The 11,476-nt window shown below is 42.6% G+C and carries 10 protein-coding genes; 7 read left to right on the plus strand and 3 right to left on the minus strand.

What is annotated here, in order from left to right; translation table 11 throughout:
* The first annotated feature begins 6 nt into the window (after positions 1-6).
* Both ACMHKH_RS05100 and xerD read left to right on the plus strand, forming a co-directional pair.
* Positions 7-1,182 (plus strand): methyltransferase, encoded by a 1,176-nt coding sequence (locus tag ACMHKH_RS05100; RefSeq protein WP_413519581.1) that lies wholly within the window; start codon positions 7-9, stop codon positions 1,180-1,182.
* Positions 1,183-1,206: 24 nt separating this feature from the next.
* The gene (gene xerD, locus ACMHKH_RS05105; protein WP_413519582.1) at positions 1,207-2,145 is read left to right on the plus strand and encodes a site-specific tyrosine recombinase XerD; all 939 of its coding nucleotides are present in this window, start codon (positions 1,207-1,209) and stop codon (positions 2,143-2,145) included.
* A gap of 180 nt (positions 2,146-2,325) precedes the next feature.
* Here xerD and ACMHKH_RS05110 read toward each other — a convergent pair whose 3' ends face one another.
* Positions 2,326-2,760, minus strand: coding sequence for a hypothetical protein (locus ACMHKH_RS05110; protein WP_413519583.1), 435 nt, complete (start codon positions 2,758-2,760; stop codon positions 2,326-2,328).
* Positions 2,761-3,295: 535 nt separating this feature from the next.
* Between ACMHKH_RS05110 and ACMHKH_RS05115 the strand changes: the two genes are divergently transcribed.
* Positions 3,296-3,904 carry a class I SAM-dependent methyltransferase gene (locus ACMHKH_RS05115; protein WP_413519584.1) on the plus strand — a complete coding sequence of 203 codons (609 nt, stop codon included), beginning with the start codon at positions 3,296-3,298 and terminating at the stop codon, positions 3,902-3,904.
* 76 nt (positions 3,905-3,980) lie between these two features.
* On the opposite strand, the gene lptG is transcribed toward ACMHKH_RS05115, so the two are convergent.
* Together lptG and ACMHKH_RS05125 are read right to left on the minus strand one after the other, a co-directional pair.
* Positions 3,981-5,207 carry an LPS export ABC transporter permease LptG gene (gene lptG / locus ACMHKH_RS05120; protein WP_413519585.1) on the minus strand — a complete coding sequence of 409 codons (1,227 nt, stop codon included), beginning with the start codon at positions 5,205-5,207 and terminating at the stop codon, positions 3,981-3,983.
* The gene (locus ACMHKH_RS05125; RefSeq protein WP_413519586.1) at positions 5,207-6,469 is read right to left on the minus strand and encodes an LPS export ABC transporter permease LptF; all 1,263 of its coding nucleotides are present in this window, start codon (positions 6,467-6,469) and stop codon (positions 5,207-5,209) included. The genes lptG and ACMHKH_RS05125 overlap by 1 nt, the downstream gene beginning before the upstream one ends.
* 458 nt (positions 6,470-6,927) lie before the next feature.
* On the opposite strand from ACMHKH_RS05125, the gene ACMHKH_RS05130 reads away from it, so the two are divergent.
* The 4 genes from ACMHKH_RS05130 (at position 6,928) to sstT (ending at position 11,386) form a co-directional block, all read left to right on the plus strand.
* Positions 6,928-7,533, plus strand: coding sequence for a cysteine hydrolase family protein (locus tag ACMHKH_RS05130; RefSeq protein WP_413519587.1), 606 nt, complete (start codon positions 6,928-6,930; stop codon positions 7,531-7,533).
* 252 nt (positions 7,534-7,785) lie between these two features.
* Positions 7,786-9,465, plus strand: a complete 1,680-nt coding sequence (locus tag ACMHKH_RS05135) for a leucyl aminopeptidase (RefSeq protein ID WP_413519588.1) — start codon at positions 7,786-7,788, stop codon at positions 9,463-9,465.
* A gap of 36 nt (positions 9,466-9,501) precedes the next feature.
* On the plus strand, positions 9,502-9,987 hold the full coding sequence (locus tag ACMHKH_RS05140; protein WP_413519589.1) for a DNA polymerase III subunit chi: 486 nt from the start codon (positions 9,502-9,504) through the stop codon (positions 9,985-9,987).
* A gap of 196 nt (positions 9,988-10,183) precedes the next feature.
* The gene (gene sstT / locus ACMHKH_RS05145) at positions 10,184-11,386 is read left to right on the plus strand and encodes a serine/threonine transporter SstT (protein WP_413519590.1); all 1,203 of its coding nucleotides are present in this window, start codon (positions 10,184-10,186) and stop codon (positions 11,384-11,386) included.
* Positions 11,387-11,476 lie beyond the last annotated feature (90 nt).

An 11,476-nucleotide genomic window follows, 5' to 3' on the forward strand; every position in this document is an offset into this window, starting at 1 on the left:
AATCGCGTGTTATCGACAGAAAAGCAGTATGTACAGTGGTCCGAAAACGAAACTTCATATCAAGCACTTTGGTTGTCTCAAAGCAACCATATGCCGCCTGCGCGTATCGCTTTAGTTGATGACAAAACGACCGCAGATGACGCTTATCGCTTGGCTTGCGAAGGCACATCATTGCTGTGGCGCGGTGACTTTCATAATGCGCGGCAATTGCTACAAGCGCTTGGTCGGCGTATTGATCGTACTAATGAGCGTTCTGAGCTGCGTAAAATTAAAAAAGCAGCAAATAAATCGGTTACTCCTAAAGAAATACCCAACTTATTCCATCAGCAACGCCAACTACAAGCCCAGCGTTCGCGCATATTAAGCCGCTTACTATTAGAGCTTGATACTGGTTACATCAGCAAACTACGCCGCGCACCTGATATGAGCGTTGCTTGTACGGCAGCTTTTGGTGAGCTTGACGAGTCGTGTGTGTTGTCGTTTCGTGACCTGCAAGGGGCATTAGGCGCGGCGCAGTGGCGTGAAAAAGGCGTACCGATTAAGCCTTTAAACGTATCAGTTTTTCCACATTATGGCGTTTTTGCACCAACTCGTCATGAGTATGTGCAGCTATTGCTTGATGCACCGCTGCCAGATGTTTGCGGGGTCGCTTATGATATTGGCACCGGAACCGGATTACTGGCGATTATATTAGCGCAGCGCGGTGTGAAACAAGTGATTGCTACGGACTTAAATCCGCAGGCATTGGCTTGCGCTAGCGACAACTTTACGCGTTTAGAGCTGTCATCTATACAGTTGCAGCAAGCAGATTTATATCCCACTGACGCCCCACTGGCTGACTTGATTGTCTGTAATCCACCTTGGCTACCTGCTAAGCCTAGCTCACCACTTGAGTATGCTGTCTATGATCCTAATAGCAAAATGTTGCGTGGATTATTACAAGGTGCAAAACAGCATTTAGCTGCGCATGGAGAGCTCTGGTTAATACTGTCAGATTTAGCGGAACATTTGCAGCTACGTACTCGTGATGAGTTGTTAGGTTGGCTTGCTGATTCTGGATTAGTGGTAAAATATCGTCTCGATACCAAAGCTAAGCATAGTCGCAGTCAAGATGATACTGACCCGTTATTTGCAGCTCGCAGTACCGAAGTCACCTCGTTATGGTGTTTACAAAGTGTTTAGAAATCAAACATCGAGCAGGGTCTTATGAGCCGCGACCGTGCTGTACAACAACGTCAACCAAAAGCGCTAGCCGTTGATGACGAACCGACTTATATGACAGAGTTTCGGCAAGCTATGCTCGCCCGAGGACTGGCTACGCGGACACGCAATGCTTATATACGCGATTTGCGCTCTTGCGAGCTGACCAATCCTCTTGCACTGACCCGTTGGCAGCCTGATGATGTATTGCATTGTTTATCAACGCTCACTGTCGAGGGCAAGACACCGCGCACCCAAGCACGTATGCTCTCAAGCTTGCGACAGTTTTATCTATGGATGATTGCTAGTAATCTACGTGAAGACAATCCTTGCGAACGTATCAAAAGTCCAAAGCTTGGACGCCCATTGCCAAAAGATTTGAGTGAAGCAGATGTCGATAATCTACTGGCTGCTCCCGATACGAGTACAGTGCTTGGCTTACGTGATAAAGCTATGTTAGAGGTGCTCTATGCCTGCGGTCTGCGTGTCAGTGAGCTAATTAATTTATCATTAGAGCAAGTTAATCTTAATTCTGGCTGGCTACAAATCACTGGCAAAGGTAATAAAACTCGATTAGTGCCACTAGGAGAATATGCAGCAGATGCACTTGAAGATTATCTGACCCATGCACGTGGAGAATTAATTGCGCATCTAAAAGCAGGAAATTGCCAAGCAGTATTTTTAACCGCACAAGGCGGCTACATGACACGGCAAAATTTTTGGTACCTGCTCAAGAAATACGTCAAGGTTGCTAGTATAGATAAAGAATTATCGCCGCATACCTTACGTCATGCCTTTGCTACCCATCTACTCAATCATGGTGCAGATTTGCGTAGCGTACAATTATTATTAGGACATAGCGATTTATCAACCACCCAAATCTATACCCATGTGGCGACGGCAAGATTACAAAAACTACATGCTGAGCATCATCCACGCGGTTAAACGGCTCTTGTATGAAAGACGCTTAGAAAAATAAACGTCTTCTCAAAGAATTACTTACACAGAAACACAAAAAGCGGCATTATCAATGATAATGCCGTTTTTTCGCATTGATTAAATAACTATTAGAAACGTAATCTTATTTATACTTAATATAATTTCTATAGCTTATGACCTAAATTTCTATAGTGATAAAGAAGATAAGTTTGCGTACTCGGTGCCTTTTGACAACACATAACGCTTATTGGTTTCACCATCGGTCAAAAAGCCACCAAACGTTTGCGATACAGCGCTAAATAGAATAATGCTGACAGCAGACAATGCCTCTTCAGCCAACTCTTCAGTGTGTAATAATTCTTTAGCTTTTGCCACACTAATCACTGCGCAGCTTTCATTTTCACTAAGACGTGGTCTGCTCTCTTCATTATAGTTTTTATAACAAAAAGCGATAGACACATATTCATCAGAACCAGACAGCTCAGCGAGGTAAGCTTTATCAATGGTTTTTACCGCTTCAACACATTTCACGCCCGGTTGTTTCTTGAGTGGCTTGATACGTTTACTATGTACGATATGAATAAACGTTTCTTGTGCTGGATTTATTTTCTTAGACTTCATATTTAAGCATCCTTTCTTTTTAAGTAAAGTTTAGTGAATGTAAGCTTGATAAGCTAGCTGGCATACCTCCTAGTATGACAGGAAGCATTGCTCATAAGATGTCACTATAAGAAATAGTTGACCAAAGCGTTAGCTTTATAAGTATTCCATAGCTTTAATAAGTATGCTATAGCATTTAATGAATAAATGCGTAAATGAATGGTTTTAGCTAACTAAAATACAGCTTTAAAAGGTAATTCTATCTTTATTTAGAAATTCAGCTATATTCGTATAATCTTTTTTAGCTTATATGGTTCATTGCAGCACAAAAGATACGTACAAATCTTTGCTTTTAAATCGTTTTATATACTCACTAGCCTCGTTAATGTTGTCCTCAACATTCACTTAATATTATTTAAATTTAATACCAATCACAACTTCTACCAATTCATAGCTGCAAATTCTCACTTTTCTCGTTACAATACTCGTCATGATATGTACGCTGTATGATTAGGCAGCGCACCACCTTTTTACTTATCCATTATCTGAGACCCCTATGAGCCATAGACCACCTAGCGATCTATTAGAAAAAACCAAATACTGGCGCGAAGACATTAATTTTCGCGAAGATGTGCTCGGCAAGCCATTCGATTTTGCGACGACGTGGGGCATTTTCTCACCGCAAAAGCTCGATGATGGCAGCCTCATGCTACTTGATTATATAGATTTTCAAGCGGATGACGATTCTATAGATTTGGGCTGTGGCTATGGTGTACTAGGCATGACGGCAGCGCGCGAATGTCCAAACGGTCAGCATACTTTGATTGATAAAGATTTTATGGCAGTAGAGTATGCGCGCCAAAATTGTGAAAAGAACGGTCTAAATAACGTCGATGTACATTTATCAAACGGTTTTAATCATGTGGATAAAGCGAAAGATTTTAGTCTTGTAATGTCGAACCTGCCAGCCAAGGTCGGCAAAGAGCAGCATTATCTATATTTCCTCGATGCCCATGCGCGTATGCGTAAAGGGGGACGCTTTTACGTAGTGACAATTAACGGCTTACGTCAGTTTATGAAGCGCTCATTTACCGAAGTATTTGGTAATAGCGAAAAAATCAAACAGGGCAAGACTTATACGATTACCATGGCAACCAAAGATTAAATGCTAGAAGTAGACAACAAAAAGCACGCTAAATCATTGTGATTTAGCGTGCTTTTTTGTGGATGATTGCTTGTATTTACATCTGCCGTTTCAGTAAATATCCACCCAAAACCGCACTGACAATAATCGGTAGTATAACCATCAGTAACGGCGAAAAGCCAGTCGCTAGTGAGACAAAACCGACCAAATCCTGCACATAACTAAATAGTAAACCAAATAATAGTGCGACGACGATACGCAATCCTAAACTATGCGTACGTAATGAGCCAAAGACAAACGAACAAGCGACAATCACTAGTGACAGAATTGATAAAGGCGATAGCAGCTTTTGCCAAAACGCCAGCTCATGACTTAGAGAGCGCGTGCCTTGTTGGCGCATAAACTGCCGATGCTCATATAGCTGGGTTAATGATAAATCCTCTGCTTGACGCGTGAGCAAATATACAGACTCAGGGGCAAATGGCAAGCTCAAGGTATCTGACGGTGAAACCGCTTTGCTACTCTCGAAGCCTTGGTTGATGGAAAGCTTAGTCATGTTATTTAATTGCCACTCATACCGATATTGCTCACTTGGTTTGCTACTAGCGGTAGCAAGCGGCTCACGGCCGATATATTGTCCGCCCTCAGCGTGAACGGCAGTTTGCAGATTGCCATTATTATCCAAGTGCCAACGTTTAACCTCCCCAATATTACCTTTCACATCAGCATAATCGATATACAGAATATCGCTGCCATCCGCTTTTGTTTTGCCATCTGTTGTCTCTTCAAAGCGCGGCTGCACCGTCCAATAACCACGTACAGAGGTAACTAATGAGCTGTTATCTTCACTATTAATAGCTTTCGCTAATTGATTGGAATACGGCAATACGAACTGATTGATAATCAATGCCAATATCACAAAAATTAAGGCAGGTTGCAATACCCAACCGACGATTCGATAGACACTGACACCAGCAGCGCGCATGACGACCAGCTCACTATTATTAGCCAGCAAGCCCAAACCAACGACCGCACCTAATAATGCCCCTGTTGGCATAAATTGCTCTAAAAAATAAGGTGAGCGATAAAAAATATATTTAATCGCCTCTGCCATCGTATAGCTATCATCTAGCGAATCAAGCTCAGATAAATAGGAAAATACTAGCTGTAGTGCCCACAGCCCTATGACCGCCGCGATAATCGCTAACAAAGCATTTATCTTAACGTAGCGACTGAGCACTTTGAGGTTAGTCGGTTTTGGGCTAAGTAGCGATGTAGGATTTGGCGAATTAGACTTCGAAGGTTTAGAGAATAGAACGCTCATTAGGATTGCCCTCCTTGTGAGCCGCTGTTTTGATTGTCAGCAACCATTAAAGGCTCAGGCTCTGGCTTGCGAAAGCGCAAGCGATGCTGCACGCGGCTACCCCAATTCATATAAAGTGCCAATGCCATAAATCCTAAAATCAGCCAAGCGTATGCCCAAACGCTAACGCTTCCCTTACCAACAGCATTTTTGAGCGAAATGATACCAAGCGCACAGCTGACAAATAATAAAATAGAAGGAAACAGCCGCAACCAGCGACCTTGACGCGGACGTACTTGCGCCAGGGGTACAGCGAGCATCGGTGCAATAATCATCAACCAAGGTAGCGATAAGCGATAGCCAAGCTCACCTTGCGCCGCACGCATGGCATTGTTACTGCCCACTTGGGCGCTGCCAGTAGCTGCTTGCCATAATGGACCAATAGCTTGCGTCTCGATATTGCTTTCAGTAATGACTTCTTTGGAAGGTTCCGTCAAGGTAATTCGATAACGATCAAAGCTTACTTGATTGTATTTTAGACTACCGGCGCCGACTTCATAACGACGACCTTGAAATAAATCTAATTGCGTCACGCCACTGTTGCCAGTGTCTACTTGCTGCGCACGTTTTGCAAGCGTAATGGTGTCTTTACTAATATTGGACTTATTGGCAAGCGCTGTAGGTAGTTCTGGAATATTGAGCTGCTCGGCAGTTTTTGCATCGACATTATTCAGACTATTTTTAGTCGCACTGCCCTTTTTTTCGGGCTCAGACTGAATCAGTATCACATCTTGCAATTGTTTTTTATCATCACTTAAACTGCCCACATACAGATGATAGTTACCACTGCTGATAAATTGATTGGGGCGAATTAAATCAAAAGCACTGGTCAACGCTTGCTGCTGCCAAACATTCTCAGATGAACGCACGCCCCAAGGTTTTCCAACGATGGATAAAGCTGCCTCGCCAACGAACAATGCCAGAATCAATGGCGTCATCAAGCGCCCAAGTCTACCGCGTGAGACGCCACTGGCATTAATCACTGCCATTTCTTGGTCAACGTACAGCCGTCCAAATACCAGCATTAAAGCGATAAAAAATGCTAATGGTAGGATAAGCTCTAAGAAATACGGCAAGTTATAACCAATGATGGTAAACAATAAGCCAATATCTAAATTACCTTCAGCTGCGATACCAAAATAGCGTATTAAACGACCGCCAAGCATCATCACCACTAAAAACCCCAAGACCAATGCGGTCGTTGAGGCAACTTGTTGGGTCATATAGCGGCGTAATATCACAATAGGTACTCTTAGCGATTGTAGCGGTTGGCGTTCGTGCGGTTCGTATGTATTAACAAGGTCAGTTAAGTTTGACTAGAGACGATAGGCATAACCGCTAATGCTAGCATATTTCTATAAAAAATAGCGTGGAAATGTGTTTGAAAACATTACCTAGCCCTTATTGATAATGCATTTATTACTCGCTCATCAACAGGGTTAAAGTGAGATGTAACTACGCTAGTTAAAATATAAGCGCACCATCTAAGACATAAGTGCATTAACTAAAACATCACGATTAATTCTCTAATGCATTGTTTATCATTGAATTTGTGTACTGTACGTATCAGGTACTGAATACTATCAGCGTTAGTTGTTAGTATTTAACGTCAGTTAGCATTCAAAATTATTGAAGATTTAGCATCTACACTCATGTCGCTTACTAATGAACGGAGCCTAAAATGTCTATTCCCTCTACCTTACTTGGATTAGCTGGTGGTCAATTTAATGAGATTGATTGGTCAAACTGCGCTATTGTTATGATTGATTTTCAGAATGAATATGTGGACGGCGCGATGCCGTTGGGTGATGCGGGTAGTAAAGCCACAGTGAACGCGCGCCTGCTGCTCGATAAAGCTAGAAAAGAAGCTATTCCGATATTTCATATTGTTCATCACGGTCAGGATAATGATAAAATTTTTGATCCGTTATCATCGAAGGTAGAGATTATTGACAGCCTGCAGCCCCTTGATGATGAAAAGACCATTGTCAAAATGCATCCTAATGCCTTTTATGATACCGAGCTTCAAGCGCTTATAACGTCGGCTGGCAAGCAACAGATTATTTTTGCAGGCTTTATGAGCCATATGTGCGTCAGCTCAAGTGTTCGAGCTGCCTTTGATTTGGGTTTTGAGAGTTTTGTCTGCCACGATGCCTGTGCCACGCGTGACCTGCCTAGCGTGACAGGACAAGTCATAACGGCTAGCACCGTGCATGATAGCGCAATGGCTGCACTTCAAGATAGGTTTGCAGCTTTGGTAGCGACTGATAAGTTAATTAATGGCTAACTGCGGATTTTAAAGTCATGCAGGAAATAGCTTCAGAAACATTACCTAACCCTAGCTAACTGCGTACTGCGCGCCGATATGCTACACTATTACGCTTGCCCGATAGGCGTGCCTATTTAAGATAAGTAGCTGCTCAAATATAATATCGATTCAAATGTGTTAGCAGTTTGAATTTGATATCTTTTTAAATTTGACACCTTACTGTATTCACGCTTTTAAAATAATGCATTCATCTAATAAGGATAAAAACATATGAATATTAAATTAACGCAAAGTTTACCAAAAACCCATACACAAAAAATTCTTAAAAAAGAAGCCAAGAGCAAAGACGCCGCCTGTCTTGTGGTCTTAATTGACGATCAAAAAAATATCTTAGCTGAGTCGGTATTGAGCGATTATCAAACCCGTATTGAGCAATTGATTGAAGTATCGCACTTTAATGGTAAAGCTTGTGAAACGGTTGCTGACTATGCGCTGGCTGGTGATAAAAAAACCACCAAAGAAAATCCAGTACAACTATTATTGGTCGGTGTAGGTAATCTTGATAAATTGCGTCATAGCGTCCTAGAAAAAGTTGCCAATACTATTTATAAGAGCACGCAAAAGCGCGTCGACTCTATCACTGTCGTATTAGGTGATATCTTAGAAGAAAACCAGTTTGGTCAATTTGCCCTAAGTCTACTGGCAGCAAGCTATCGTTTTGACAAGTACAAATCTGAACAGCAAACCCCTGTTTTAACGGATATTTACTTATTGGCAGAGCCGTCTTTAGAAGAGTCATTAGACTTTGCACAAGCGGTCTTTACTGGTCAAAGTCTAACCCGTGATGTCGCCAATGAGCCGGGCAATATTTGTTTCCCGGCGTATATGGCTGAGCAAGCACAGGAATTGGAAGCCACTTATCCTGACCTATTAAAAGTCACCGTATTAGGTGAGAAAGAGATGTCTGCACTGGGTATGAACTGCTTCTTATCGGTCGCGCAAGGCTCTACCAAAGAAGGCAAACTTGTACTAATGGAATATCGTGGTCAGTCTAATTTTAGTGTCAATGCTGATGGCAATACTAGCAAAGTTACTACCAACAGCGCAAAAGTGGCTGGTGGTCTAAAAGCGTTGGCTGATAAATTACCAACCAAATCTGCTAGCAAAAAAGCCGCTAAAAAAGTTGACCAAAATAACGAAGACAGTGCCCATGCTGCAAATGATGATGCGCCTATCGTGCTTGTCGGTAAAGGCGTCACCTTCGATTCAGGTGGTATCTCAATCAAACCGGGAGCAGCGATGGATGAGATGAAATTTGATATGGGTGGCGCGGCTTCGGTACTCGGTACCTTAAAAGCACTATGTGAAGCGCGTTTACCTATCAACGTCGTCGGCGCGCTAGCTTGTGCTGAAAACATGCCATCAGGAGAGGCGACGCGTCCTGGCGATATCATCAGAGCAATGAACGGTAAGTCAGTTGAAATTCTAAATACCGACGCTGAAGGTCGCTTAGTATTGTGCGATACCTTATGCTACGTACAGAAGTATTATCAACCAAAAGCCATCATCGATGTGGCAACCTTGACCGGTGCTTGTGTGGTTGCGTTGGGTCATGTACGCTCAGCAGTCTTTAGTAATGACGAAGACGTGTTGTTTGACTTAGAAAACGCCAGTCATTTATCTGGTGATCTTATCTGGCACATGCCAATGGATGACGAGTATCAAGCACAGATTGACTCACCTATCGCTGATATACAAAATATCGGTGGTAAAGGTGCTGGCGCTGTGACTGCTGCCTGTTTCTTATCGCGCTTTATAGAAGAAGGTCAAGCATGGGCGCACTTAGACATTGCTGGTACAGCATGGATTTCAGGTCAAGACAAAGCCGCGACTGGTCGCCCTGTGCCTTTATTTATGCAATATCTAAAAAATAGCGCAAATATGGCATAATATATTGATGAACAACCACTCAATGAAAACCAGTCTATGAAAGTTAGCTTTTATGTATTAACTGAGAGTAAAGCCCAAGATTTCTTGGGCTTTATTTGTCAGCTGACCCAAACGGCACTTAATAAAAGCAACCAGTCTTTGTTGATTCTTATCGACGATGATGAATTGCTGTCGACGCTTGATAAGGCACTCTGGGCACAAGAGGCAACCAGCTTTATACCGCATCAATGCCTTTTAGATTCTAATACTGAAGGCGCTGATATCAACGTTGTTCATACTGATATTAATAATAAATTATTAGCACCAGTGTTGCTTGCCAGCTATATGCCAGCCGATTTTAAAGGCATCGTACTTAATACCACGATACATCCGGTGAACACCTTTATGGCAGCAACCAATAATGCTCAACCTACTCGGGTACTTGAGCTGATAAAACCTGACGCCACTAGCATGCAAGAAGGTCGTTATAAATACAAAAGCTACCAAAAACTCGGCTATGAGCTGACCCATTTCAACGTTTAATCAAGAAAATCTCTGTATTTCTAACAATAAAAAATCATTCTATTTTCCTTATAAAATGCTTTTCTCTTAGCGCTATGAGCCTAACTATGTGTGGGTTAAAGGTAGGCGCCTATCTAAAAAAAATGCTACCATCCTCCGATTATTTTTTCGTTTTTAGTATCAGTCTTTTATTATTGACAAAGTTGAGGGTGTATAGATGCGTTCATTGATTGCGATGTACCAGCGTATAGGGCTAGTACCGCTTATTATTATCGGTTTAATATTAGGGGTATTGATAGGTTGGCTGGCACCAAGCATTGGTATTGCCTTAGGATTATTAGGGACGCTATTTGTGGGTGCCCTAAAAGCAGTCGCTCCGATACTGGTATTTGTCTTGGTTATGGCTGCAATCAGTCAACATCGTAGTGGCAGCGACGTCTACGTCAAACCTGTCATCATCATGTATATGTTTGGCACTTTTTTGGCCGCGCTGACTGCTGTAGGCGCAAGCTTCTTATTTCCAACGCAGTTGGTGTTAGTCAATGCGGTTATTGAGCAGGTTCCACCGGCAAACCTTCAAGAAGTATTAACCAACTTGCTGATGAATTTAGTCGCAAACCCAGTCAACGCCATTGCGGAAGCCAACTATATTGGTATTTTGGCATGGGCAATCATCATTGGTTTTGCGCTACGTCAAGCCAGTGAGACTGCTCGTACGGTAGTCAGTGACTTTTCTGATGCTATCTCGCAAGTAGTGAAATGGGTCATCGCCCTAGCACCTTTTGGTATCTTGGGCCTAGTCGCTAATACTGTTGCGGAAACAGGCTTTTCTGCTTTGGCAGGCTATGCGCGTATCTTGATGGTATTAGTTGGCTGTATGCTCTTTATAGCGCTAGTCGTTAATCCGCTAATTGTCTTTGTTAAAACTGGTAAAAATCCGTATCCACTCGTATTTACTTGCCTACGTGAGTCTGGTATCACCGCATTTTTTACGCGTTCATCAGCGGCAAATATTCCAGTCAATATGAACCTTGCGCGCAAATTGGGTCTACACGAAGATACGTATTCAGTGACCATTCCGCTAGGTGCCACTATTAACATGGCAGGCGCAGCAATTACGATTAACGTCTTAACCCTTGCTGCTGCTCATACTCTCGGTATCGAAGTTACTTTTGCTTCGGCGCTGCTACTGAGTTTGGTTGCAACGATTAGTGCATGCGGCGCATCTGGTGTTGCCGGTGGCTCATTACTACTGATTCCACTTGCTGCCAGTTTATTCAGCATTCCAAATGACATCGCCATGCAAGTAGTCGCTATTGGTTTCATTATCGGTGTGATACAAGACTCAGCAGAAACGGCGCTAAACTCATCAACAGACGTTTTATTTACTGCCGCTGCTGATCCAGTATATTCGCGTTAATCGATAATAAAACCTTACTGTTAAATCCTAAAGAGCCCGATGATTGATTGGGCTCTTTTTATTATCCGCTTATTGCTATTTATTTAACTA

Source organism: Psychrobacter glacincola, from assembly GCF_965118485.1.
GTDB classification, from domain to species: domain Bacteria; phylum Pseudomonadota; class Gammaproteobacteria; order Pseudomonadales; family Moraxellaceae; genus Psychrobacter; species Psychrobacter glacincola_D.

Coding starts and splice junctions, on each gene's coding strand:
- ACMHKH_RS05140 (WP_413519589.1), top strand. CDS start 9,502: ATGAAAGTTAGCTTTTATGTATTAACTGAGAGTAAAGCCCAAGATTTC.
- ACMHKH_RS05110 (WP_413519583.1), bottom strand. CDS start 2,760: ATGAAGTCTAAGAAAATAAATCCAGCACAAGAAACGTTTATTCATATC.
- ACMHKH_RS05125 (WP_413519586.1), bottom strand. CDS start 6,469: ATGACCCAACAAGTTGCCTCAACGACCGCATTGGTCTTGGGGTTTTTA.
- ACMHKH_RS05115 (WP_413519584.1), top strand. CDS start 3,296: ATGAGCCATAGACCACCTAGCGATCTATTAGAAAAAACCAAATACTGG.
- xerD (WP_413519582.1), top strand. CDS start 1,207: ATGAGCCGCGACCGTGCTGTACAACAACGTCAACCAAAAGCGCTAGCC.
- ACMHKH_RS05130 (WP_413519587.1), top strand. CDS start 6,928: ATGTCTATTCCCTCTACCTTACTTGGATTAGCTGGTGGTCAATTTAAT.
- lptG (WP_413519585.1), bottom strand. CDS start 5,207: ATGAGCGTTCTATTCTCTAAACCTTCGAAGTCTAATTCGCCAAATCCT.
- sstT (WP_413519590.1), top strand. CDS start 10,184: ATGCGTTCATTGATTGCGATGTACCAGCGTATAGGGCTAGTACCGCTT.
- ACMHKH_RS05135 (WP_413519588.1), top strand. CDS start 7,786: ATGAATATTAAATTAACGCAAAGTTTACCAAAAACCCATACACAAAAA.